This window comes from Yoonia sp. R2331 (assembly GCF_041103235.1).
In the GTDB taxonomy this organism is placed as follows: domain Bacteria; phylum Pseudomonadota; class Alphaproteobacteria; order Rhodobacterales; family Rhodobacteraceae; genus CANMYO01.
This window is the reverse complement of the sequence record NZ_JBGCUN010000003.1, coordinates 18,765-41,101: the sequence shown is the minus strand read 5'-3', so window position 1 is coordinate 41,101 and position 22,337 is coordinate 18,765. Positions and strand designations below refer to the sequence as shown.

Genomic DNA, 22,337 nt, shown 5'->3' with positions numbered 1-22,337 from the left:
ATCAGCGGGCAAGCTCCTTGATCAGCAAGGCAATCCGCTTGGCGCGTGTTTCCGCCCGTTTTGCGGAGGTGACACCATGCAACAGCCCGCGCTGTTTGCCGGGCGTCAGGGCGTCCCATTGGTGTGTCGCCTCTGCAGCTCGCAGGGCGAGGGTCAAATCCTCTGGCACCTCGACCAGATTTGGATCGGCCTTGCGCAGACGCACGTCGATCACTTCTCCGGGGGTGATATCACAGTCGCGCAACAGAGATTTCCCTGCGTAAACGAATGTTTGATCGATCACTGGCGCTTTGGTCAGGGCGAGGTTGACCGGGTAGTCGTTGAGTTCACCCTCAACGCGGCGGGCTCCCTGCGCTGCAAGTTCCGCTGTCACCTCATCGGGCAGAGGCAGCACGGTATAGGTGCTTTCGCCCCAGATCATCGGCACCACGCGGCCCTCAAATGTGATGTAGTCGGTCATGGCGCGTGACTTAGCACGCGGCTGGGCGAAGCCCAATATGCCGCGCCCCTGATAACAGATCAGGTGCGATGTGGTGCCCCAGCGCGCGCAACTCATCGGTTGGTGGCACGGTGTCAGGCACCTGCACGGTGATCATGCCAGCCGCATGGGCTGCCCGCACGCCGTTCTCTGAATCCTCAAAGGCGGCGCAGGTCGCCGGATCAAGCCCAAGACGGGTGGCAGCGAGTAGATAGATATCGGGCGCGGGTTTGCTGGCGCTCACCTGATCACCGCCAACCACGTCGCCAAACAGGTCCGCAATTCCGGATTGGTCCAGATGTTTATGCGCCTTCGCGGTGCGGGTGCTTGTGGCAATGATGTAGGGAATGCTGGCATCCTGCAGCGCCAGCGCCAAGCTGCGGACACCGGGTTTGACCGGAATGCCTTTCGCGATTTCTTGCGCGATGTCCGCGTCCCAGATCACATTAAACGCCTCCAATGTGACGCGCCCGGCCAATCCGGCGGTCAACAGCTGGTTCCCTAGCGTGTTGTTGGTGCCCACAAGGCTTTGGAACAGCGCATCATCCTGCGGCAGGTCAAGGGCCGTCAAAGTGCGGCGGAAAGCGTCAAAATAAAGTTGCTCGGTGTCCAGCAGCAGGCCGTCCATATCGAAAATGACGCCTTTGGGGGTTGTGTGGGGCATCGGGATGATCCGGGTGTTGGGGAGGGGCCAAGGTTAGGGCGATCGCCCACCAGGGCGGCGCGGCTCAGGCCGTTTCGCGCAGCACGCGCGGCACTTTGAATTCGACGTTTTCGACGGCGGTCTCGACCATTTCCACGGTCACGTCATAGCGGTCGCGGAAGGCGTCAATCACTTCGTTGATCAGCACTTCGGGGGCAGAGGCACCGGCTGTGATCCCCATGCTCTTGATCCCCTCGAGGCTGCGCCAGTCGATGTCGGTGGCACGCTGCACCAGTTGCGCGTAGTTGCAGCCGGCACGCGCGCCAACCTCGACCAAGCGTTTGGAATTGCTGGAATTTGGCGCGCCAACAACCAGCATCGCGTCGCACTTTGGCGCCATCGCCTTGACCGCCTCTTGCCGGTTGGTGGTGGCGTAACAGATGTCTTCCTTGTGCGGGCCGACGATGCCGGGGAACCGCGCTTGCAGGGCGGCCACGATATCAGTCGTATCGTCTACCGACAGTGTGGTCTGCGTCACAAAGGCCAGCTTGTCCGGATCGCGCACCGCGACGGTTGCCACGTCTTCAACGGTTTCCACCAACAGCACTTCGCCATCGGGCAACTGCCCCATGGTGCCAACCGTTTCGGGGTGGCCCGCGTGGCCGATCATGATCATCTGCAAGCCGTTGTCCGCGTGGCGCTGCGCCTCGATATGGACCTTGCTGACCAGTGGGCAGGTGGCGTCGACATAGACCATCTCGCGCTTGGCGGCGGCGGCGGGCACGGCCTTGGGCACACCGTGGGCGGAAAAGATCACAGGGCGGTCATCGGGGCATTCATCCAGCGTTTCCACGAATACCGCACCCTTGTCGCGCAGCCCGTCGACCACGAATTTGTTGTGCACGATCTCATGACGCACAAAGACCGGTGCGCCCCATTTGTCCAATGCCATCTCTACGATCTTGATCGCGCGATCCACGCCCGCGCAGAAACCGCGCGGCGCAGCAAGGTACAGGGTCAAGGGCTGTTGTGTCATGCGCCTAGAGCTAGTCACTTTGGCCGCACAGGTCCAGACGCAACCACGTCGCAGCCACCAGACTTGGCGCAAATGCGGGTTGCGATTAGGCTGGGCGCATTATTCCGACCGTTTTCAATTTTCCACAGGTGATTTGATGACCGAACAAGACGTGATTACCCACGAAGGCGACCCGCCGATTCAAGAGGCCGACTCTGTCCCGGGCGAGGTGACGGAAGGCTACGTCGGCGTGATCTATTTTCATGGCATGGGCGAACAGCGCCGCATGGAAGAGGTCAGCCGCCTTGTGGAAAGCATCGACACCTATTTGCGCCGTTCAAGACATGTGCACGGGCAACCGCTTGGCTACCTCAAAGAGATCAAGACCGTCAGCGAACCGCACCGCGTCAAGAACCGCAACGAAGAGCAGGTCTATTATACTAAGACCCGCCATTTCGCCGAAGGTCACAGCAACAAGAACGCGGACGGCAAGCCAGATCCGGTGCGCGCGGCGCGCTTTTTTGAGGTGTATTGGGCCCCGCAAATGGCGCAGGGTCGCAACCCCTTGGGTGTGACCAAATGGATCATGCGGCAGATCTGGCGACCCTTCATCATGATGGTCACACCCTGGCGCGAACGGCAGCGCCTGCGCCGCGCGACCCTTGCCGAGATGGCCGAACGCGCCGCTGAAAAGCCCGAAGGCACGCCAAAGTCGGATTTTGAGGATTTGTTGACCACCTACTATCTCTTTGGCCGCGGCGTGACCCCCGAAGACGATGACCCTGCCAGCGACGGCGGCGAAACCACTGCCGCACTGAAAGACAGCGGCAAGTTCAGCGCCTTTGAGACGTTTCTGAAACGGACCCACGCCGATGACCCCGACAAGGCCACCCGCCTGACCGGTTTGGCAAAGACGTGGTGGTGGAAATATTTTTATATTGAGGTGTTCAATCTGGGCGTAATGATCACCGTTGCACTGGCCGGCCTGATGGTGGCCGGGGTCTTTGTCAGCCTTGTGCTCAGCCTGCTGTCCCTGACCACCGACTATCTGACAGGGTTCAACATACCCGTGCCGGACTGGCTTTCGGCGGATTGGACGACGGCCGCCGGGCTTGCGGGGTCTTTGGCGATTGCGGGCGGTCTGGGCAAGTTTCTGGGCAGCTTTATGGGCGACGTCGAGGCATGGGCCAGCCTGTCGGAAACCGATGCGCTGCATGAACGGCGCAAAGCGGTACTGAACGAAGGCATGGACGTGATGCGTCATGTGCTCAGCGATCCAAAGTGCAAGCGGGTGATCGTGGTGGGCCATAGTCTGGGCACCTCGGTGGCGCATGATACACTGCTGGCGCTGGCGCAGCGCAATCACGGCCACAACAACAATGGCGATGTCATGAAGGGGCCGGTGGCGCTGACCAAAATCCGGCATCTGGTCACGATTGCCTCGCCCATCGACAAGATCAATTACTTCTTCGAAAGTTACCGCACAGGCTTTGCCCACTATAGCCGCGCCTACGAATCCATGCGCGGCGATATCAAGTCACCGCCCTTCAGCCGCAATGAATCGCAACCCTATATCCATTGGGTCAACTATTGGGATCTGGCCGATGTGATCTCTGGCAGTTTGCAGTCGCCCACGGGGGCCGACAGCATGACGAACCGGGTCAACAATGTGCATATCTCAAACCTGCATTTCCCCAGTCCCGGCGCGGCGCATTCCGCGTATTTTCAGAACCGGACGGTGATTTCTCAGGTGTTTGACATGATCTACTTTGGCCGCGGCAACTATGATGGCGATACGGTTGGCTTTATCGACGACAACCCCAGGAACGGGCGCGACTACACACATCTGGACTTCAAATCTGACGCCAACTCCAACAGCGGAGCAATCTATCGCTTTCTGGCGACATTGGTGATCTGGGGGGCAGCACTTGCGTTGGCGGGATGGTTCTCTGAGATGCAGCGCTTGTTCTTCTGGCCTGCGTGCATTGCCGCCGTATCAGCGTTCTTTTTGTATATCGGCTGGGGCTCCAGCTTTCGGTCCAAGAACAAAGAACCGCTTTAGCCGGGCAGGGTGGGATGGGCCAGCGATCCGGCCCACCACCTGACTACTTGGCCGTAATCATTTCTTCGTCGGCATCCTCTGCCGGGCGCGGCTCGCGCGGTGGGCGGCCCACAACATCGCGCAATTCATCAAGTTCGATGAAGTTGTCGCACTGACGGCGCAGCTCGTCCGCGATCATCGGTGGCTGGCTGCGGATGGTGGAGACAACCGAGACACGCACACCCTTGCGCTGCAGGCTTTCGACCAGCGGGCGGAAATCACCGTCGCCGGAAAACAGCACGATGTGGTCCACATGCGGTGCAAGTTCCATGGCATCGACGCAAAGTTCGATATCCATGTTCCCCTTCACCTTCCGACGGCCCATGCTGTCGGTGTATTCCTTGGCCGGTTTCGTCACCATGGTGAAACCGTTGTAGTGCAACCAATCAACCAGCGGCCTGATGGGTGAATACTCGTCATTCTCCAAGAGCGCCGTATAGTAAAAGGCGCGCAGCATTTTGCCACGGCGCATGAACTCCTGACGAAGCAACTTGTAGTCGATGTCAAACCCCAGCGACTTGGCAGCCGCATACAGGTTCGATCCATCGATGAAGAGCGCCAGGCGCTCGTCACGATAAAACATTAATCGTCCTTCCAAAATGTATGTTCTGCGAGAGTGGTGGGTCGTATGTGAGTGGTCTAGTTTCGCAAAACATGTCGATAATAGGATGTTTTCGTTTTGACACAATGCCCCGAAACGGACCGAATAGGCCCAAAAGTGCTGATTTCCGCAGGAAGTAACGCAACTGCGACCATAGTTGACGCGGCGGCAATTGTACAAAAGTGCAAGCGAGATCTGGCCTTGGCACTGGGTGCGCCTGTGTCAGCCAGCCGAATCTATCGCACCCCGGCGTTTCCGCCGGGCGCGGGTCCCGACTTTGCCAATGCGGTTTTTTCTGTGCCAACGACCCTGTCGCCCAAGGACGTACTTGTCCATTTGCACCGGTTGGAGGCGGATGCAGGCCGGGTGCGGGATCAGCGTTGGGGGCAACGGGTTCTTGACCTTGATCTGATCGCATATGGCGACACCGTGGCACCTGATCTGGCTGTCTGGCAGCGCTGGCACGACCTGCCGCTTGACCAGCAAATGCAAAAGGCCCCGGATCAGCTGATCCTGCCGCATCCGCGCGCGCAGGATCGGCCTTTTGTTCTGGTGCCTCTGCGCGATCTGTGTCCCGCCTGGGTCCATCCGGTTTTGGGCCTTGATGTGGACGCCATGCTGGCGCGCTGTGATCCTGCCGATATCGCCGCCGTAGTCGCTTTGGACTAGCCGCCCGAATCGACTTGTCAATCCAGAACGCAGCCCTTAGATGAAGGGCTTGCGATACCGCTTTGTCTGGACAGGAGTGCGCCAATGGCCCGCGTCACCGTAGAAGATTGCGTCGATAAGGTTCCCAACCGGTTCGAACTTGTCATGCTCGCCGCACACCGTGCGCGCGAAATTTCTGCCGGTGCGCCGATCACGGTCAACCGCGACAACGACAAGAACCCTGTCGTGTCCCTGCGCGAGATTGCCGATGAAACTCAGCAGGCGGACGACCTGCGCGAGCGCATGATCGAAGCCAACCAGACCCAGATCGAGGTTGATGAACCCGAAGAGGACAGCATGTCCTTGCTGATGGGTGCCGAAGCCGCCGACAAACCGGCCGAGGATGATCTGAGCGAAGAGAAACTGCTGCGGGCGCTGATGGAAGCGCAGGGGCAGCGTTAAGGCCGCGCAACCGGCCACATTGTAAGGGCGCCGGACCAGCATGACGACTGACAACGATCTGATCGCGCTGGTTCGCACCTACAACCCCCGAACACATGAAAAGATGCTGCGCGACGCCTTTGCCTATGGCGCGCAGATGCACGACGGGCAGTTCCGCCACTCAGGCGAGCCCTATTTCACTCATCCTGTCGCTGTGGCGTTGATCCTCGCAGAAATGCAGATGGATGATGCCACGCTGATCACCGCACTTTTGCACGACACCATCGAAGACACCGATGCGTCCTTTGCGCAGGTCGAAAAGCGATTCAGCCGCGAAATCGCGGAATTGGTCGATGGTGTGACCAAGCTGACGAACCTGCAACTGACCTCGACCCAATCGAAAGAGGCCGAAAATTTCCGCAAGCTCTTTATGGCGACGTCCAAGGATTTGCGCGTCACGCTTGTGAAGCTGGCTGATCGTCTGCACAACATGCGCACGATCAAGTCGATGCGCGCGGAAAAGCAGGCGCAAAAAGCGCGCGAGACGATGGATATCTACGCGCCACTCGCGGGCCGCATGGGCATGCAATGGATGCGCGAAGAGCTGGAAGATCTGGCATTCCGCGTCCTGAACCCAGAGGCGCGCAATTCCATCATCCGCCGCTTTATCACGCTGCAACGCGAAACCGGCGATGTGATCCAACGCATCACCAGCGACATGCGGGTGGAACTGGAAAAAGCGGGCATCAGCGCAGAGGTCGCAGGCCGCGCCAAGAAACCCTATTCGATCTGGCGCAAAATGCAGGAAAAGGACCAGGGCTTTTCCCGGCTGTCCGACATCTACGGCTTTCGGGTCATCACCGCGACAGAGGCGGATTGCTATCGTGTGCTCGGCGCGATCCACCAACGCTGGCGCGCCGTGCCGGGCCGGTTCAAGGACTACATCAGCCAGCCCAAGACCAACGGTTACCGCTCGATCCACACCACCGTCTCGGGGCGGGACGGTAAGCGGGTCGAGGTGCAGATCCGCACCCGCGAAATGCACGAAGTGGCCGAAACCGGGGTGGCGGCCCATTGGTCATATCGGAACGGTGAACGGGTCGAAAACCGCTTTGCCGTTGATCCGGTGAAATGGATTTCGGCGCTGACCGAACGGCTGGATGATGACCAGGATCACGACGAATTTCTCGAAGCGGTCAAGCTCGAGATGTATACCGACCAGGTGTTCTGCTTCACGCCCAAGGGCGATGTGATCAAACTACCCCGTGGGGCGACACCGATTGATTTCGCCTTTGCGATCCACACCCGCATCGGCATGGCCTGCGTGGGCGCCAAGGTGGATGGGCTGAGGGTGCCGCTCTGGACCCGACTCAAGAACGGGCAATCGGTCGAGGTGATCACCGCCGAAGGCCAGACACCGCAAGCCACGTGGATCGACATTGCCGTGACCGGTCGCGCCAAGACAGCGATCCGGCGCAGCCTGCGCGAGGAAGATCGCACCCGCTATATCCGGCTGGGCCGTGAATTGGCGCGGGTGGCATTTGAAACGATTGGCAAGCGGCTGACCGAAAAGGCCCTGCGCACAGCGGCCAAGACGCTGGCGCTGGATGATGTGGACGACATGCTGGTGCGCCTTGGCAGCGCTGAAATGTCGGCGCGCCAGATCGTGCGCGCGATCTACCCCGAACTGGCCGAAAAGGGTGGCGAGAAGATTGACGCAGGCCGCGCCGTTGTGGGTCTGACCGCTGATCAACCCCACCAGCGCGCGCCATGCTGCCAACCGCTGCCGGGCGAACGCATCGTCGGCATTGCGTTCCGGGGGCAGGGTGTTGTTGTCCATGCCATCGATTGCGATGTTCTTGTCGAATACGAAGATCAGCCTGACCGCTGGATTGACCTGCATTGGGCCGAAGGCAACCACCGCGCCATCAATGCCGTCACCCTCGATGTGGCGATCAGCAACGATGCCGGGGTGCTGGGTCGGATTTGCACATTGATCGGAGAGCAGAAGGCCAATATCTCGGATTTGAAGTTCATCGACCGCAAACCAGATTACTATAGGCTTCTGATCGACGTAGACCTCAGCGAGGCCGCGCATCTGCACCGGGTGATGACCGCCCTTGATGCTGAAAGCGCCGTGTCCTCGATCCTGCGGTATCGTGATCCGGCCCGGGCGCGGGCGCAGCAGGACGCATCGTAGCGGGCGCTTTGCCCCTTGTAAGGACGTAGACGTGGTATTCAAGCGCAGGGACAGACGACCAATCTGGCAGGCTGTGCTGGATTTTCTCTATCCCCGTGGGGGATGGGCGCGGGCTTTTGAATACGTCAAACACCGGGTGCGGCGGCTACCCGATACGCCCGAAAAGATCAGCCGCGGCGTCTGGGCCGGGGTGTTCACCTCTTTCACGCCCTTTTACGGGCTGCACTTTCTGATTGCCGCGGTAATCGCCAAACTGATGCGCGGCAACATCCTGGCGGCGCTGATGGGCACCTTCTTTGGCAACCCGCTGACCTATATCCCCATCGCCGTGGCCGCGCTGCAATCGGGGTATCTTCTGACCGGTGTGCGCACCGATGTCGAAGGGATCGGGCGCAACTTTGCCCGCGCGTTCGAAGATTTGCGCCATAACTTTATGGCGATCTTCACCGACGACGTGGCCCATTGGGACTATCTGGCGTCGTTCTATGACGATGTATTTTATCCCTACATGGTCGGCGGCGTGATCCCCGGCGTGATCTGCGCCACCATCTGCTACTACCTCTCTGTGCCGCTCATTGGGGCCTACCAGAACAGCCGCCGCAAGCGGTTGCGCGCCAAGCTTGATCAATTGCGCAAACCGCAGGATGGTGATGGCCCCGATCTGGGCTAATATCCGGTCAGTAAAAGGAAATTGCACATGTCCAACGAACTGCGCCTTGGGGTGAACATTGACCACGTCGCCACCGTCCGCAACGCCCGCGGTGGTGCGGTGCCGGACCCGGTGCGCGCGGCGTTGCTGGCGCAAGAGGCCGGGGCAGATGGCATCACGGCACACCTGCGCGAAGACCGCCGCCACATTATCGACAGCGACATCGAACGCCTGATGGAGGCGCTGACAGTGCCGCTGAACTTTGAAATGGCCGCGACAGAGGAAATGCAGGCCATCGCCCTGCGCCACAAACCCCACGCTGTCTGCCTCGTGCCGGAAAAGCGCGAGGAGCGGACAACCGAAGGCGGCCTTGACGTGGCCGCCAATGACAACGCGCTTGCCGCCTATATCGCGCCCCTGCGGGACGCCGGCAGCCGCGTGTCGATGTTCATCGCTGCTGATCAAAAACAGGTCGAGGCCAGCCACCGTATCGGCGCGCCGGTCATCGAACTGCACGCGGGCGCCTATTCCGACGCCTGGGCCGAGGGCGACTGGGCCCTGCGCGACAGTGAACTGTCCAGAATCACCGATATGGCGGCCTATGGCCACGAACTGGGGCTCGAAGTCCACGTCGGGCACGGGCTCGCCTATGACAGCGTCGCCCCCATCGCCGCTTTGCCGCAGGTCAAAGAACTCAACATCGGCCACTTTCTGATTGGCGAAGCGATCTTTCGGGGGCTGACCGGTTCCATTCAGGAAATGCGCCGTCTGATGGATGAGGCGCGGGCAGCTGGGACAGGCGCATGATCCGCCATATCGTCATGCTCAACCTTTCCGCCCGTGATGATTTGCCCGCCGTCATGGATGGGCTCGGCGGTCTGATTGGCCAGATTGATGGCTTCACCGGCTTTGAACATGGCCCCAACATCGACGCCGAAGGCAAATCGCCGGATTACCCTTATGGCTTTGTTTGCACCTTTCACGACCGTGCTGCCCTTGATGCCTATGCTGCCGACCCGCGCCACCGCGTATTGGGCGCGCGGCTGGTAGCCATGTGCAATGGCGGCGGCGACGGCATCATGGTCTTTGATCTGGACGTGCCCGCCGCATGATCCGCACCGTTGCCCTTTTGCTGGCGCTGGCCAGTCCCGCGACGGCACAGGTCGTGTCTCAATGTGACTGGCAGGCCAGCGCGCAGGCCATCGCAGAGCCATGGGAAGAGAACGCGCGCACCTTTTCTAACGGCAAGGTCCGCGTGGCGGTGCTCGATACCATTGAACCCGCTGTGGGCTTTGCGTGGCTCTTGGTGCTCTCGCCACCCTTCAACGAATTGGGCGATCGGCAATGCCGCCTGGTCGGTGCCAGTGCCGACATCGGCTTTGCCGGGCTGTTCTTTGACACACTGCAATCCAGCTATAACCCATTGACTGGGCTGACGTTTACCCTAGATGCGCGGTTCTACGACGCCAAAATCGACGGCTTCAGTCGCAAACCTGTGGTGATCACCCTCAACCAATCCACCGGTGCGATGACGGCCACCTACGCAGAGGACGGCACCCAATGATCCTTGGCATCGGCACCGATCTGGCCAACATCGAACGCATTCAGGGCACGCTGGACCGCTTTGGCGACCGCTTTCGCAACCGCGTCTTCACCGAGATCGAACAGCGCAAGGCTGAACGCCGCAAGGACGTGGCGGGCACCTATGCCAAACGCTGGGCCGCGAAAGAGGCGTGTTCCAAGGCGCTGGGCACGGGGCTGCGTATGGGCATCAGCTGGCGCGACATGGCGGTCAGTAACCTGCGCAGTGGCCAGCCGGTGATGGAGGTGTCCGGCTGGGCCAAGTCCCGGCTGGAAGAAATGACCCCTCCGGGCCACACGGCCATTATTCATGTCACGCTGACTGATGATCACCCTTGGGCGCAGGCATTTGTCGTGATCGAAGCGCTTCCTATTGCAGATAACCCCGCTGCAAACGGGTCGGGTTGACTCATACCCATGTTGCCCGCATTTAGCGGCGCAGAAACAAGGTTAGGCAGAACCCATGGCAGAACGATCCGGCTTTCTTGGCAGCGTCATCGAGACGGTGAAAACCATCGTCTATGCCCTTCTGATCGCCGGGGCCTTTCGCACTATTTTGTTTCAGCCGTTCTGGATTCCCTCAGGGTCGATGAAAGACACGCTGCTGATCGGTGATTTTCTGTTCGTGAACAAATTTGCCTACGGCTACTCCTACGCTTCTTGCCCGTCGATCCGCATTCCCGCATTAGGTGTGGATGTTGGGGCCGAGGATTTCTGCGGCTTTTTTGAGGGCACCAATGAACGCTTTCTGGGCGGTGATCCCGAACGCGGCGATGTCGTGGTCTTTCGCCACCCCGTCACCGGGCGCGACTTTATCAAACGCTTGATCGGCCTGCCGGGTGACCGCATTCAGGTCAAGGACGGCCTGCTTTATATCAACGATGAAGCTGCCACCGTTGAACCTGTCGGTGTCTTTGAAGAGGTCTACAGCCCGCAAGGCCCGCAGCGTCTGCGGCCGCAGTGTTCCAACGGGTCCGTGGGCGAAGGTGCAGTTTGCCGCAAGGACAAGTTCATCGAAACACTGCCCGGCGGGGCCAGTCATGCAATCCTGAATATCGGCGACCGCGCGCTTGATAACACAGGCGTCTATACGGTGCCTGCCGACAACTACTTTTTCATGGGTGACAACCGCGACAACTCGACCGATAGCCGCGTCGCGCAGGCTGCGCGGGGCGTCGGTTTTGTGCCGCGCGCTGACATCGTGGGCCGTGCGGATCGGGTGATGTTCTCTTCTGCCGGGAGGTCGATGTTTGCTTTCTGGACTTGGCGCTCGGATCGTTTCTTCAAGGCGATTGAGTGAAGATCGCAGCGGACCTGACAGCCTTTCAGGGGCGGCTGGGCCATACCTTTGCCAAGCCCGAACTATTGGTGCGCGCGGTCACCCATTCGTCGATGGTATCGGTGCACCGCGACGACAATCAACGGCTCGAATTTCTGGGCGACCGGGTGCTGGGCCTTGTGATCGCAGAGGCGCTGCTGTCCGCTGACGCCAACGCCCCCGAAGGCACCTTGGCTCCGCGCTACAACGCCCTTGTCCGGCGCGAGGCTTGCGCCGATGTCGCCCGCCAGATTGATCTGGGCGCAGTGCTGAAACTGGGCCGGTCCGAGATGAAGTCAGGTGGTCGCCGGAAAGAGGCGCTACTGGCTGACGCGATGGAAGCGGTGATCGCCGCAGTCTATCAGGACGCGGGATTTGACGCCGCACGCGCGACGATCCTGCGGCTCTGGGGTGACCGCGTCACAAACGTGGCCGATGATGCCCGCGACGCCAAAACCGCGCTTCAGGAATGGGCACAGGCCCGCGGCGAGCCACCCCCTACATACGTCGAAATGGCCCGCACCGGCCCCGACCACCAGCCTGTTTTTACGATTCAGGTGCAACTGACCAGCGGCGCGTCAGCCACCGCCCAGGCCGGTTCCAAACGCCATGCCGAACAGGCCGCCGCGCAGATGCTGTTGGACCGGGTGGACGGTTAGCGTTCGACTTCGAAGAATTTGCCAAGCTGCCTGTAGTGACAACGCCACAGCTTCTTTCTGATACCCTCGACTTCGAATTGTGCATAGTGGCCGCCGGAAAATTTTGGCCAGTCAATCGCCAGACCGCGCTTCACCATTTCTTCATTTAGATCGGTGCCATCTGGCAAACGGCAGGTCGCAACAACCCTGTTGTGGCTACTGGACCCGTCCAACGTCGCCGTAATCACACGCCCCTTGCATAGGTTGACCATTTCCCACTTCGCTTTCTTGCCCCACGGGTGGTTCAGTTCCGGTGCATCGATCCCGAAAAGACGGATATGGACCTTGTTGATGACGATGGTGTCGCCGTCGATCACATAACACTTGCCCGCAATGACCTCTGGTTGGGTCCAGTTCGGTTGGGGTGCGGGGCGCGGTGACGTCTTGGGGCGGTAGGGTGGCGGTGCTTGCCGTTTCTTGGTGTTTGGTCGTGGGGGCGTGCTATCTTCGGCGGCGTTGCCTTTGCGGATCACGTCAGCGACGACCCATACAACAAAGGCAATTGTCGCAATGACTAGTATGAAGTCCAATGAATGCTTCTCTCGAAAAATGCCAAACGCGTTCACCCTAGAGTTGCATTGCTTGGCCTTGGCGTCAAACTCCCCTAGATGGGGCGCGAGGTCGGGGTTGTCCCGGCATGGATTGGAAAACGCAGATGACCACACGCGCAGGCTTTGTTGCTTTGATCGGGGAACCGAATGCGGGGAAATCGACCCTGCTGAACCGCATGGTCGGTGCCAAGGTCAGCATTGTGACCCACAAGGTGCAGACCACGCGGGCGCGGATCAGGGGTGTGGCGCTGGACGGTGACGCGCAGCTTGTGTTCGTGGACACGCCGGGCCTTTTCAAGCCACGGCGCAGGTTGGACCGGGCGATGGTCGCGGCGGCTTGGGGCGGTGCGGCTGACGCTGACGTGGTGGTGCTGCTGATCGAGGCGCACCGCGGCATGACCGAAGGGGTCAAGGCGATCCTGGATGCACTGACCGAACGCACCGACAGCCCGAAGGTTGCGCTGGCGATCAACAAGATCGACAAGGTGAAATCCGAAGTTCTGCTGAAACTCACCAAAGACATGAACGCGACTTTTCCCTTTGCCGAGACCTTCATGATCTCCGCCGAACGCGGCCACGGTTGCGACGCGCTGAAATCATGGCTGGCGGGCGAACTGCCAGAGGGCCCTTGGCTTTATCCCGAAGACCAGATTGCAGATCTGCCAATGCGCATGATTGCCGCCGAGATGACCCGCGAAAAGCTGACGCTGCGGCTGCATCAGGAACTGCCCTATCAAATGACGGTCGAGACCGAGAATTGGGAAGAACGCAAAGACGGCTCTGCCAAGATTGACCAGTTGATCTATGTGGTCCGCGATGGCCACAAGGGCATCGTGCTGGGCAACAAGGGCGAGACGATCAAGGCCGTGGGCAAAGCCGCCCGCGAAGAGCTGGAAGAGTTTCTTGGCCGTAAAGTGCATCTGTTTCTGCAGGTCAAGGTGCGGCCCGGCTGGTTGGATGAGGCTGAACGCTATGACGAAATGGGCCTTGATTTCAAAGACGGCAATGCCTGAGGGGGGGCTTGTCGCTTGCTGGCGCGCGCTCCGCGCAATGTCATGCGGCTGACGGCTGAGGTTTGGGTTTCGGCCTATCTGACCCGGCTGCGGCTGGTCGAAATCCCGGCCTTTGTGGTGCAAAAGGGCGATGCCACGGCGGGTGCCGTGCTGATCAAGCTGAACACATTGGATGGACAGGCCTGCTGTTACCAGCGGTCGTTTGACCTTTTGACCGGGGATCGGCGCTGGGTTGCGCTGGTCGAAGGGGAAGAGGCCACTGTGGATGCCTCTGTCGCCAAACAATGCAGTTTTGACCCTGATCTTTGGGTGATCGAGGTGGAAGATCGGCACGGACGGCACCTTTTGGATGAACCGGGGCTTGCCGATTGATAACGGCGGAGCCTCCGGCGGGGATATTTTTAGCCAGAAGAAGATGATAGGCTGCGCCCATGATCGAGTGGACGGATGAAGGCGTGGTGCTGGCCGCCCGCCCGCATGGTGAAACCAGCGTTATTCTAGAGGTGTTTACGCCCATGCGCGGGCGGCATGCAGGCGTCGTGCGCGGTGGCGTCAGCCGCAAGATGACCCCGCATTTGCAACCCGGCGGGCAGATCACCGTGACCTGGAAGGCGCGGCTGGATGGCCATCTGGGTGCCTTTACCATTGAACCCCTGCGCAGTCGGGCAGCGGCGGTGATGGCGGACCGTCTGGCGCTGGCGGGGCTGAACGCGGTCTGCGCGCTGCTCAACCATATCTTGCCGGAACGCGAGGCGCATCTGCCGCTTTATGAACGGACCCAAAACCTGCTGGACCTGCTAGGACAGTCAGAAGTTTGGCCGCTGGCCTATCTGCGCTGGGAACAGGCATTGTTGGAAGAGATGGGGTTTGGCATGGACCTTTCGGCCTGTGCGGTGCGCGGTGTGAACGAGGATCTGGCCTTTGTCTCGCCCAAATCGGGTCGTGCGGTCAGCCGCGAGGCCGCCGGTGAATGGGCCGACCGTTTGCTGCCCCTGCCGCCTGTCCTTGCGGGCAAAGGGGACGCAAGCGAAGCCGAGATCGTGCGCGCGCTGGGCACCACCGGCTGGTTTATCGACAACCGCCTGATCCGCTCGCTGGGCGACCGCCCGATGCCAGCGGCGCGCGCGCGTTTGCTGGAAACGATTGCCCGTCAGGGTACGGCCTGAAACACCATCTCGCCGCCGTCGGTGTTGGACAGTATCAGCGTGTCACCAACCACTTCGGCCAATGTCATCGCGGCGAGCGCATCGAAATACGCGGCCTCCGCGGCAAGGTCAGGACAGGCGCGGCGGGTGGCGGCGATTGGCCCCAGTGCAAACCACGGATAAGGGGCGGATTGGTCGGCGGAATAGCTGTTGCAAGGGGCGTCGCCGGTGATCTGCCCCGGCGTTCCGACATCAAGCGAGGCACTAGCCGGGAAAGGCGCGCCATCAAGGCTTTGCAGGGCAAAGACGGTGGCATCCCCGGCAAAGGCCGCGACAGTCTCATCCGTCTCGCAGCCCATCAGGCTAAGCACGCCCGCAACGAGGGTTGCGCGCATCATCGCTATAAACCCTTGTGCGTGATGATGCTCTGGGCCGAGGCGAGGACAGAAGCTTCTGGCGCGATATAATCCAGCCCCAGCATCTTTGCGGCCTTGCTGCCGTCACACAGGTCCTTGCGGTTCAACGTTGGGATCAGCGATTTGACCGATTTGTCAAACAGCCCAATCAGCTTGACCACAAAGGTTGGCGCCACGCGGGTCACGATGCGACGTCCCGGTAACCCCTCTTTCATCGCCTGCGCCACCTCGGGGAACCACATCCAGCCGTTTGAGACGATAAGCCGTTCGCCCGCCGTCTCGGGGCGTTCCATGGCGCGAATATGCGCCTCTGCCACGTCGCGGACATCGACGATGTTGAAACCGAACATCGGCAACATCGGGTCTTTGCCGCCCAAAAGCCGCTCGATGATCTGTAAGGACGTGCCAAAATGCGCATCCAGCGCCGGGCCAGCCACAAGTGCGGGATTGATCGTGGTCATCGCAATCTCTGCCGCGTCAGAGGCGATGAAATCCCAGGCCGCACGTTCGGCCAGCGTCTTGGATTGGGAATAGGGCAGGACATCGGGGGCATCGACGTCGGTCCAATCTTCTTCAGTAAACGCCGTGCCATTGGCAGGCGCGTTCCCATACATCACCGACACGATGGACGAGGTAAAGATCACCCGCTTGATCCCTGCCGCATGGGCCGCTTTCAGCGCGCGCAGCGCACCGTCGACCGCAGGGCGGATGATCGCCTGCGGATCATCGGGTTGCACCATCGGAAAGGGAGAGGCGGTGTGCATCAGCACATCCACCCCTGCCATCGCCGCGTCCCAGCCTTCATCGCTGCCCAGATCAAGGGCCACAAACCGCAGACGCGCGTCCAGATCACTGGTGTCGCTCAGCACCGGTTTGACTGCGTCCCGCACCTCATCCGCGCGGGATAGCGAGCGGACAGAGCCCACAACATGGTGGCCTCGATTCAGCAGGCCTGCGACGATGTGCTTGGCGATGAAACCGGACGCACCGGTCACAAAAACGGTCTGGGTCATGGTGCAGCCTCCTGTTCCCTCCTACGGTGGGGGTTCATGGGTCGGATCACAAGGGGTCAACTCAGCAAGCGCCGCGCGATCACCTGCGCCTGAATTTCGGCGGCTCCTTCAAAAATGTTCAGGATGCGCGCGTCACACAAGATGCGGCTGATCTTGTATTCAAGCGCAAAGCCATTGCCGCCATGGATTTGCAGCGCGTTGTCCGCCGCAGCCCAAGCGACCCGCGCAGCCAGTAGCTTTGCCATCCCGGCCTCAAGGTCGCAGCGCCGATCATTGTCTTTTTCACGGGCGCTGAAATAGGTCATTTGCCGCGCGATCATGATTTCCACCGCCATCATCGCCAGTTTGCCTGCCACACGGGGGAAGTTGATCAGCGCCTTGCCGAACTGGTTGCGGGTCTGGGCATAGGCCATGCCTTCGTCCAGCGCCGATTGCGCCACACCCACCGCGCGGGCAGCGGTCTGGATACGGGCGCTTTCAAACGTCTGCATCAGCTGCTTAAAGCCCTGGCCTTCGACCCCACCCAGCAGGTTTTCACCCTTTACTTTGAAATCATCAAAGTTCAGCGTGTATTCCTTCATCCCGCGATAGCCGAGCACTTCGATCTCGCCCCCGGAAATGCCGGGGTCTTGCCATGGCTCGGCGTCGGTGCCGGGGGTCTTTTCGGCCAGAAACATCGACAGGCCCTTGTAGTCGTCGCTGGCTTCCACACTGCGGGCCAGCACGGTCATCACATGGGTCCGCGCGGCATGGGTGATCCATGTCTTGTTGCCGTTAATCACCCAGTCGTCGCCATCCTTACGCGCCTTGGTGCGCAAGGACCCAAGGTCTGACCCGGTGTTGGGTTCGGTAAAGACCGCCGTCGGCAGAATTTCAGCGCTCGCCAATCCGGGTAGCCACTTTTCCTTTTGTGCGTCGGTGCCACCGCACAGGATCAGTTCTGCCGCGATCTCGCTGCGGGTGCCCAATGAGCCGACACCGATGTAGCCGCGCGACAATTCCTCACTGACCACACACATGGATGCCTTGGACAGGCCAAAGCCGCCGTATTCTTCGGGGATGGTCAGGCCAAAGACGCCCATCTCGGCCATCTCGTTGATGATCTCCAGCGGGATCAATTCGTCCTTCAGGTGCCAGTCATGGGCGTGTGGCTCCACGCGGTCCAGGCTGAAGCGCCGGAATTGCTCGCGGATCATCTCAAGCTCATCGTCCAGACCGGTCTTGCCCACGGTAATATCGGCCGCGTGTTCCTGCATCAGCGCCACAAGCCGGGCACGTGCAGCCTGCGTGTTGCCCGCATCGCATAGCGTCATGACCGCAGGCAGCATCAGTGCGCGCATATCATCCTGCGTCAGCCCCATGTCCTGCAGGCGCACGACCTCGCCCTGGTTCATCTGGATGCCGCCGTAGATCTGCCAAAGGTATTCGCCAAAGGCGATCTGGTGGATCAGCTGCTCTGTTTCGCCAAACCTGCTCTCTGCGTCCAACCGTTCGGCCCAGCCCTGCATCTGGCGCAGCGCCTCCGCATAGGTGGCCAGCCACGCCAGCCCGTGGGCCGCCGTCTGATGCGCTTCGATCAGATGACCTGCCGTGCGCCCCTCTACGGTGACCAGCGCTGCGACTGCGGCCTTGGCGCGGGCTGTCACATCCTCGACCGCGGGCAGGGCGGCCGCCGTCAGGGTCAGCAGATCGGTCAGGATTGGCATGTCGGTCTCTGCGATGTCGCGGGGCATGGGCGAATCCTCTCATTTTGCAAGTGCAGAAATACAGATTTCGCAACTGCAGCGCAATATTCATGCGCAAGAAACCTAAAAAAAGACAAAAAATGTCGCACTGGATTTTCTCTCCACTGTTCGCCCGGCTTGGGGCAGTCTGCGCACATGTTTGACCTCCTCCCTTTGATGACGTTCGTGCTGGCGGCCATGGTCGCCTTTGGCGCAGGCGTCGTAAAGGGCACTGTGGGCTTTGCGATGCCTACGATCATGATCTCTGGTTTATCCAGCCTGATGGCCCCGGAACTGGCGCTGGCCGCGTTGTTATTGCCGACCTTAGTGACAAACGGCTGGCAGGCGTTGCGGCAGGTGCCGCGTGCGGCCTGGGCCTCTATTGTGAAATTTCGGGTGTTCCTGATCGCAGGCGGGGTGACAATGCTGTTCTCGGCGCAGCTTGTTCCGCTTTTGTCGATGCGGGCGCTGTTGCTGATTATCGGGGTGCCGATCATCATCTTTGCCCTGTTGCAATTGGCGGGCTGGGCGCCGCGACTGGCGCGGCAACACACAGGGGTTGAGGCGGGCGTGGGTGTCTTTACCGGCTTCATCGGGGGGCTGTCAGGTGTCTGGGGGCCGCCGACCGTGGCCTATCTGACGGCACTTGACACCCCCAAGGTGGATCAGGTGCGTCTGCAAGGTGCGGCCTTTGGGCTGGGTGCGGTGCTGTTGGTGGGGGGGCATGTGCAGTCCGGTATCTTGCGGCTCGAAACGGCGGCACTTTCGGCGATGATGCTGGCACCTGCGCTTCTGGGAATGGCGGTAGGGCTGGCGATACAGGACCGGATTGATCAACGCGCATTTCGCCGGGCAACGCTACTTGTGCTGCTGATCGCTGGGGCCAACCTGATCCGGCGCGCGCTGGTGTAATGGGCGATTGACCCGTCTTAGGACAGCAGGTTCTCAAACCCGCAGATCGCCGCCAGCTCTGGCACCATCTGCGGCGGCACCACCTCGAACGTAGTGCGATACAGGATCGTGCCGCCCTTGCGCGCCTCCATCTGCCAGATGCCCTGCACCAGCTCATAGTCATAATCGAACTGATAGAACGTCAGCGAAGGGTCGATCCCGCTGATCCGCGTCTCAAAGCTTTGGCGCACAGCCCCGCCATCGCCCATCGGCGGGTGGGTCACGGTCATGGTCACGGTGTCGATGCCCATCGCCGCCTCTGACAGCGCCTTGACGCCGAACCCGATCCCCAGCACCGCAGGCACCCGGTTGGACAGGGACACAAACGGCGGTTCTTCCTCGATCAGATGGGTGGTGCCCGCAACCGTGTCAGGCGCGGGGGCCGACCCGACCGTTGGCGGCGGGCAGACCACGCCGCTTTGCACGCTGGCAAGAACCGGTGAGACGGTGTCGGGGGCCGGTTGGGCCCATGCCGCCACCGGCAGCACCATAAGAAAAAGGGTCGGACGCATGGCCCGACCCTAATGATCTTCGCGTGGCTTGAAAACGGGCCTTAGCCGATAGCGGCGGCTTTCACGTCATCGTCAATGAAGGGGACGTACTTTTCAAAGTTGTCGCTGAACATCGTCACCAGCTTTTCGGCCTGCACGTCGTAAGCGGCCTTATCTGCCCATGTCTCGCGCGGGTTCAACAGGCGGCTGTCGACGCCATCGCATGTCACAGGGACTTCAAAACCAAAGTTTGTGTCCTTGATGAACTGGTTTTCAACCAGTGAGCCGTCCAACGCCGCGGCAAGCAAGGCGCGTGTTGCCTTGATCGGCATCCGGCTGCCGGTGCCATACGCCCCGCCGGTCCAACCGGTGTTGACCAGCCAGCAGGTGGCACCGTGGCTTGCGATCTTTTGCTGCAACAGTTTGCCGTAAACCTCGGGCCGGCGCGGCATGAAAGGTGCGCCGAAACAGGTGCTGAACGTCGGCTCCGGCTCTGTCACACCGCGTTCGGTGCCCGCCACTTTCGACGTAAAGCCCGACAGGAAATGATACATCGCCTGCGCCGGGGTCAACCGGCTGATTGGCGGCAGCACGCCAAAGGCATCGCAGGTCAGCATGATGATATTCTTGGGATGACCGCCCAACGCGCTGTCAGACGCATTGCCGATGTAATTCAGCGGGTAGGCGCAGCGCATGTTCGCGGTCAGGCTGTCGTCCTCGAAATCCAGTTCATTGGTGTCGGGGTCAAACACCATATTCTCGATCACCGTATGCGGCATCGCACATGTGGCGTAGATCTCGGGTTCTGCCACCGGGTCCAGTCCGATGGTCTTGGCATAGCAGCCGCCCTCAAAGTTAAAGGTGCCGCGCTCTGACCAGCCGTGTTCATCATCACCGATCAGCACGCGGGTTGGATCAGCAGACAGGGTGGTCTTGCCGGTGCCCGACAGGCCAAAGAAGACGGCCGTGTCCACCGGATTGCCGGGTGCGTGGTTGGCGCTGCAATGCATCGGCATAATGCCCTTTTCAGGCAGCAGATAGTTCAGCAGAGTGAAGACTGATTTCTTGTTCTCGCCCGCGTATTCGGTGCCGCCGATCAGGATCATCTTGCGCGCAAAGTTCAGCGTGATTACGGTTTCAGACCGGCACCCATGCCGTGCGGGATCAGCTTTGAAACCGGGGCAGTTGATGATCGTCCAGTCGGGGGCGAACGTCGCCAGCTCTTCGGTGGCGGGGCGACGCAGCATATGCCGGATGAACAATCCGTGCCACGTCAGTTCTGTCACCACGCGCACATCCAGCCGGTGGGCGGGGTCGGCACCACCAAACAGGTCCTGCACCCGGTAGGTGCCGCCCTGCATGTGCGCGACCATATCCTCGTAAAGCCGGTCAAAGGCGGCGGGGTCCATCGGCGGGTTGTTCTCCCACCAGATCGTGTCTTCGACCTCTGGCGTGCGCACTACGAACTTGTCCTTGGGCGACCGGCCCGTGTGCTTGCCGGTGCTGACCAGGAACGTGCCACCCTTGCCTTCAACCCCTTCGCCAGCGGCGATGGCTGCGGCCTGAAGCGTGGCTTCGTCCTCGTTATAATAGACAGCACCCAGCCCTGTGATGCCTTGTTGCGCAAGTGTCATCTGCGGGTTGACCGTGCCGTGGTCCATCAGCGTGCTCCATATGATAAAGGGCCGTTTGCGGCCCGGACTTCACCACTTAGCACTATGATTTTCCGTCCGAATACCCCCCTGACAGGACGTTAGCGCAACCATTCCCATGTTAACGCCACCAGTCCAAAGCGTGACCTTTTTGAAACGCAGTTAATGGCAAAATAACCCCTCCGGGCGCAAATAAGGCACACATGACCGCCTGATTCGTAGTTGAGACTTGATTCGTTTCGCCAAAACGGGGAAACCTTTGAAAAAAGCAGGCAAGATCAACAATAAGCAGTAAGGGTTAAACCCATGTCTAAAATTGCACTTGTGGACGACGACAGGAACATCCTGACGTCGGTCTCCATGACTCTCGAGGCTGAAGGTTTCGAAGTTGAAACCTATAACGATGGCCAATCGGCACTGGACGCCTTCAACAAGCGTCTGCCTGATATGGCCGTTCTCGATATCAAGATGCCCCGCATGGACGGCATGGACCTGTTGCAGCGTCTACGCCAGAAAACCTCGATGCCGGTGATCTTTCTGACGTCCAAGGACGATGAAATTGACGAAGTCTTGGGCCTGCGCATGGGTGCTGACGACTACGTCAAGAAACCCTTTAGCCAGCGGCTGCTGGTGGAACGCATCCGTGCGCTCTTGCGCCGTCAGGATGTGATTTCCGGCGAAGAGGTGGAAGAAACCGAAGAGACCAAGATCATGGTCCGCGGTGAGCTGACGATGGACCCGCTGCGCCATGCGGTGAAATGGAAGGGGCAGGATGTCTCTTTGACCGTCACAGAATTTCTGCTGCTGCAGGCGCTCGCACAGCGCCCCGGTTTCGTGAAATCCCGCGATCAGCTGATGGATGTGGCCTATGATGATCAGGTCTATGTCGATGACCGCACGATCGACAGCCACATCAAGCGTCTGCGCAAGAAGATGCGTCAGGCCGATGATGAATTTTCGGCAATCGAAACGCTTTACGGTATCGGGTATCGCTACAACGAAGAGTAA

26 protein-coding genes are annotated in these 22,337 nt (G+C 60.3%); 16 read left to right on the top strand and 10 right to left on the bottom strand.

The window, feature by feature from the left end:
• Position 1 precedes the first annotated feature (1 nt).
• The 3 genes from AB3Y40_RS18140 to ispH all read right to left on the bottom strand — a co-directional run bounded on the left by AB3Y40_RS18140 (position 2) and on the right by ispH (position 2,157).
• Positions 2–460 (bottom strand): YdeI/OmpD-associated family protein, encoded by a 459-nt coding sequence (locus tag AB3Y40_RS18140; protein ID WP_369440300.1) that lies wholly within the window; start codon positions 458–460, stop codon positions 2–4.
• Positions 461–470: 10 nt separating this feature from the next.
• Complete coding sequence (locus tag AB3Y40_RS18135; RefSeq protein ID WP_369440299.1) at positions 471–1,142, bottom strand: HAD family hydrolase; 672 nt, start codon at positions 1,140–1,142, stop codon at positions 471–473.
• A 64-nt stretch (positions 1,143–1,206) separates the two neighbouring features.
• Positions 1,207–2,157, bottom strand: coding sequence for a 4-hydroxy-3-methylbut-2-enyl diphosphate reductase (gene ispH, locus AB3Y40_RS18130; protein WP_369440298.1), 951 nt, complete (start codon positions 2,155–2,157; stop codon positions 1,207–1,209).
• Positions 2,158–2,293: 136 nt separating this feature from the next.
• Between ispH and AB3Y40_RS18125 the strand changes: the two genes are divergently transcribed.
• Positions 2,294–4,198, top strand: a complete 1,905-nt coding sequence (locus AB3Y40_RS18125; protein ID WP_369440297.1) for a hypothetical protein — start codon at positions 2,294–2,296, stop codon at positions 4,196–4,198.
• A 43-nt stretch (positions 4,199–4,241) separates the two neighbouring features.
• Here the strand turns inward: AB3Y40_RS18125 and AB3Y40_RS18120 are convergent, their stop codons facing one another.
• Positions 4,242–4,820, bottom strand: coding sequence for a LabA-like NYN domain-containing protein (locus AB3Y40_RS18120; protein ID WP_369440296.1), 579 nt, complete (start codon positions 4,818–4,820; stop codon positions 4,242–4,244).
• A 135-nt stretch (positions 4,821–4,955) separates the two neighbouring features.
• On the opposite strand from AB3Y40_RS18120, the gene folK reads away from it, so the two are divergent.
• The 10 genes from folK (at position 4,956) to rnc (ending at position 12,334) form a co-directional block, all read left to right on the top strand.
• Positions 4,956–5,507: a 2-amino-4-hydroxy-6-hydroxymethyldihydropteridine diphosphokinase gene (gene folK / locus AB3Y40_RS18115; protein ID WP_369440295.1), complete on the top strand. Its 552-nt coding sequence runs from the start codon at positions 4,956–4,958 to the stop codon at positions 5,505–5,507.
• 84 nt (positions 5,508–5,591) lie between these two features.
• A complete protein-coding gene (rpoZ, locus tag AB3Y40_RS18110) occupies positions 5,592–5,948 on the top strand; it encodes a DNA-directed RNA polymerase subunit omega (protein WP_369440294.1) in 357 nt (118 codons plus the stop codon).
• A 40-nt stretch (positions 5,949–5,988) separates the two neighbouring features.
• A complete protein-coding gene (locus tag AB3Y40_RS18105) occupies positions 5,989–8,127 on the top strand; it encodes a RelA/SpoT family protein (protein WP_369440293.1) in 2,139 nt (712 codons plus the stop codon).
• Positions 8,128–8,158: 31 nt separating this feature from the next.
• Positions 8,159–8,797: a DUF2062 domain-containing protein gene (locus tag AB3Y40_RS18100; RefSeq protein WP_369440292.1), complete on the top strand. Its 639-nt coding sequence runs from the start codon at positions 8,159–8,161 to the stop codon at positions 8,795–8,797.
• A gap of 27 nt (positions 8,798–8,824) precedes the next feature.
• Complete coding sequence (locus tag AB3Y40_RS18095; RefSeq protein WP_369440291.1) at positions 8,825–9,583, top strand: pyridoxine 5'-phosphate synthase; 759 nt, start codon at positions 8,825–8,827, stop codon at positions 9,581–9,583.
• Complete coding sequence (locus AB3Y40_RS18090) at positions 9,580–9,888, top strand: Dabb family protein (RefSeq protein WP_369440290.1); 309 nt, start codon at positions 9,580–9,582, stop codon at positions 9,886–9,888. Before AB3Y40_RS18095 ends, AB3Y40_RS18090 begins: the two co-directional genes overlap by 4 nt.
• Positions 9,885–10,340, top strand: coding sequence for a hypothetical protein (locus AB3Y40_RS18085; RefSeq protein ID WP_369440289.1), 456 nt, complete (start codon positions 9,885–9,887; stop codon positions 10,338–10,340). The genes AB3Y40_RS18090 and AB3Y40_RS18085 overlap by 4 nt, the downstream gene beginning before the upstream one ends.
• Positions 10,337–10,765: a holo-ACP synthase gene (gene acpS, locus AB3Y40_RS18080; protein ID WP_369440288.1), complete on the top strand. Its 429-nt coding sequence runs from the start codon at positions 10,337–10,339 to the stop codon at positions 10,763–10,765. The genes AB3Y40_RS18085 and acpS overlap by 4 nt, the downstream gene beginning before the upstream one ends.
• 55 nt (positions 10,766–10,820) lie before the next feature.
• A complete protein-coding gene (gene lepB, locus AB3Y40_RS18075; RefSeq protein ID WP_369440287.1) occupies positions 10,821–11,657 on the top strand; it encodes a signal peptidase I in 837 nt (278 codons plus the stop codon).
• Positions 11,654–12,334: a ribonuclease III gene (rnc, locus tag AB3Y40_RS18070; protein ID WP_369440286.1), complete on the top strand. Its 681-nt coding sequence runs from the start codon at positions 11,654–11,656 to the stop codon at positions 12,332–12,334. The genes lepB and rnc overlap by 4 nt, the downstream gene beginning before the upstream one ends.
• Here rnc and AB3Y40_RS18065 read toward each other — a convergent pair.
• Positions 12,331–12,903, bottom strand: a complete 573-nt coding sequence (locus AB3Y40_RS18065) for a thermonuclease family protein (RefSeq protein ID WP_369440285.1) — start codon at positions 12,901–12,903, stop codon at positions 12,331–12,333. The two genes, rnc and AB3Y40_RS18065, sit on opposite strands and share 4 nt — an antisense overlap.
• 125 nt (positions 12,904–13,028) lie before the next feature.
• Here AB3Y40_RS18065 and era point away from each other — a divergent pair, with 125 nt between their 5' ends.
• From era to recO, 3 genes are read left to right on the top strand one after another with little or no spacing between them, the layout of a single operon-like run.
• Positions 13,029–13,937, top strand: a complete 909-nt coding sequence (era, locus tag AB3Y40_RS18060; RefSeq protein ID WP_369440284.1) for a GTPase Era — start codon at positions 13,029–13,031, stop codon at positions 13,935–13,937.
• A 42-nt stretch (positions 13,938–13,979) separates the two neighbouring features.
• Positions 13,980–14,309 carry a DUF1491 family protein gene (locus AB3Y40_RS18055; RefSeq protein ID WP_369440283.1) on the top strand — a complete coding sequence of 110 codons (330 nt, stop codon included), beginning with the start codon at positions 13,980–13,982 and terminating at the stop codon, positions 14,307–14,309.
• Between the two features lie 59 nt (positions 14,310–14,368).
• The gene (gene recO / locus AB3Y40_RS18050; RefSeq protein ID WP_369440282.1) at positions 14,369–15,103 is read left to right on the top strand and encodes a DNA repair protein RecO; all 735 of its coding nucleotides are present in this window, start codon (positions 14,369–14,371) and stop codon (positions 15,101–15,103) included.
• On the opposite strand, the gene AB3Y40_RS18045 is transcribed toward recO, so the two are convergent.
• Genes AB3Y40_RS18045 through AB3Y40_RS18035 form a run of 3 tightly spaced genes read right to left on the bottom strand, consistent with a single transcriptional unit; the run spans position 15,088 to position 18,244 of the window.
• Positions 15,088–15,480, bottom strand: coding sequence for an META domain-containing protein (locus AB3Y40_RS18045; protein WP_369440281.1), 393 nt, complete (start codon positions 15,478–15,480; stop codon positions 15,088–15,090). The two genes, recO and AB3Y40_RS18045, sit on opposite strands and share 16 nt — an antisense overlap.
• A 2-nt stretch (positions 15,481–15,482) precedes the next feature.
• Positions 15,483–16,511 carry an SDR family oxidoreductase gene (locus tag AB3Y40_RS18040; protein WP_369440280.1) on the bottom strand — a complete coding sequence of 343 codons (1,029 nt, stop codon included), beginning with the start codon at positions 16,509–16,511 and terminating at the stop codon, positions 15,483–15,485.
• Between the two features lie 56 nt (positions 16,512–16,567).
• Positions 16,568–18,244 carry an acyl-CoA dehydrogenase family protein gene (locus AB3Y40_RS18035; RefSeq protein WP_369440279.1) on the bottom strand — a complete coding sequence of 559 codons (1,677 nt, stop codon included), beginning with the start codon at positions 18,242–18,244 and terminating at the stop codon, positions 16,568–16,570.
• Between the two features lie 168 nt (positions 18,245–18,412).
• On the opposite strand from AB3Y40_RS18035, the gene AB3Y40_RS18030 reads away from it, so the two are divergent.
• Entirely contained in the window at positions 18,413–19,147 is a 735-nt protein-coding gene (locus AB3Y40_RS18030; RefSeq protein WP_369440278.1) for a TSUP family transporter, read from the top strand.
• 17 nt (positions 19,148–19,164) lie between these two features.
• Here the strand turns inward: AB3Y40_RS18030 and AB3Y40_RS18025 are convergent, their stop codons facing one another.
• Positions 19,165–19,698 (bottom strand): DUF3859 domain-containing protein, encoded by a 534-nt coding sequence (locus tag AB3Y40_RS18025; RefSeq protein ID WP_369440277.1) that lies wholly within the window; start codon positions 19,696–19,698, stop codon positions 19,165–19,167.
• A gap of 41 nt (positions 19,699–19,739) precedes the next feature.
• The gene (locus tag AB3Y40_RS18020; RefSeq protein WP_369440276.1) at positions 19,740–21,338 is read right to left on the bottom strand and encodes a phosphoenolpyruvate carboxykinase; all 1,599 of its coding nucleotides are present in this window, start codon (positions 21,336–21,338) and stop codon (positions 19,740–19,742) included.
• A 297-nt stretch (positions 21,339–21,635) separates the two neighbouring features.
• On the opposite strand from AB3Y40_RS18020, the gene AB3Y40_RS18015 reads away from it, so the two are divergent.
• The gene (locus AB3Y40_RS18015) at positions 21,636–22,337 is read left to right on the top strand and encodes a response regulator transcription factor (protein ID WP_369440275.1); all 702 of its coding nucleotides are present in this window, start codon (positions 21,636–21,638) and stop codon (positions 22,335–22,337) included.

Excerpts from the sequence above, each read along its gene's own strand:
- AB3Y40_RS18140 (WP_369440300.1), bottom strand. The coding sequence starts at position 460 with ATGACCGACTACATCACATTTGAGGGCCGCGTGGTGCCGATGATCTGG.
- AB3Y40_RS18135 (WP_369440299.1), bottom strand. The coding sequence starts at position 1,142 with ATGCCCCACACAACCCCCAAAGGCGTCATTTTCGATATGGACGGCCTG.
- ispH (WP_369440298.1), bottom strand. The coding sequence starts at position 2,157 with ATGACACAACAGCCCTTGACCCTGTACCTTGCTGCGCCGCGCGGTTTC.
- AB3Y40_RS18125 (WP_369440297.1), top strand. The coding sequence starts at position 2,294 with ATGACCGAACAAGACGTGATTACCCACGAAGGCGACCCGCCGATTCAA.
- AB3Y40_RS18120 (WP_369440296.1), bottom strand. The coding sequence starts at position 4,820 with ATGTTTTATCGTGACGAGCGCCTGGCGCTCTTCATCGATGGATCGAAC.
- rpoZ (WP_369440294.1), top strand. The coding sequence starts at position 5,592 with ATGGCCCGCGTCACCGTAGAAGATTGCGTCGATAAGGTTCCCAACCGG.
- AB3Y40_RS18105 (WP_369440293.1), top strand. The coding sequence starts at position 5,989 with ATGACGACTGACAACGATCTGATCGCGCTGGTTCGCACCTACAACCCC.
- AB3Y40_RS18095 (WP_369440291.1), top strand. The coding sequence starts at position 8,825 with ATGTCCAACGAACTGCGCCTTGGGGTGAACATTGACCACGTCGCCACC.
- AB3Y40_RS18090 (WP_369440290.1), top strand. The coding sequence starts at position 9,580 with ATGATCCGCCATATCGTCATGCTCAACCTTTCCGCCCGTGATGATTTG.
- AB3Y40_RS18085 (WP_369440289.1), top strand. The coding sequence starts at position 9,885 with ATGATCCGCACCGTTGCCCTTTTGCTGGCGCTGGCCAGTCCCGCGACG.
- acpS (WP_369440288.1), top strand. The coding sequence starts at position 10,337 with ATGATCCTTGGCATCGGCACCGATCTGGCCAACATCGAACGCATTCAG.
- lepB (WP_369440287.1), top strand. The coding sequence starts at position 10,821 with ATGGCAGAACGATCCGGCTTTCTTGGCAGCGTCATCGAGACGGTGAAA.
- era (WP_369440284.1), top strand. The coding sequence starts at position 13,029 with ATGACCACACGCGCAGGCTTTGTTGCTTTGATCGGGGAACCGAATGCG.
- AB3Y40_RS18055 (WP_369440283.1), top strand. The coding sequence starts at position 13,980 with ATGCGGCTGACGGCTGAGGTTTGGGTTTCGGCCTATCTGACCCGGCTG.
- recO (WP_369440282.1), top strand. The coding sequence starts at position 14,369 with ATGATCGAGTGGACGGATGAAGGCGTGGTGCTGGCCGCCCGCCCGCAT.
- AB3Y40_RS18045 (WP_369440281.1), bottom strand. The coding sequence starts at position 15,480 with ATGATGCGCGCAACCCTCGTTGCGGGCGTGCTTAGCCTGATGGGCTGC.
- AB3Y40_RS18040 (WP_369440280.1), bottom strand. The coding sequence starts at position 16,511 with ATGACCCAGACCGTTTTTGTGACCGGTGCGTCCGGTTTCATCGCCAAG.
- AB3Y40_RS18035 (WP_369440279.1), bottom strand. The coding sequence starts at position 18,244 with ATGCCCCGCGACATCGCAGAGACCGACATGCCAATCCTGACCGATCTG.
- AB3Y40_RS18030 (WP_369440278.1), top strand. The coding sequence starts at position 18,413 with ATGACGTTCGTGCTGGCGGCCATGGTCGCCTTTGGCGCAGGCGTCGTA.
- AB3Y40_RS18025 (WP_369440277.1), bottom strand. The coding sequence starts at position 19,698 with ATGCGTCCGACCCTTTTTCTTATGGTGCTGCCGGTGGCGGCATGGGCC.
- AB3Y40_RS18020 (WP_369440276.1), bottom strand. The coding sequence starts at position 21,338 with ATGGACCACGGCACGGTCAACCCGCAGATGACACTTGCGCAACAAGGC.
- AB3Y40_RS18015 (WP_369440275.1), top strand. The coding sequence starts at position 21,636 with ATGTCTAAAATTGCACTTGTGGACGACGACAGGAACATCCTGACGTCG.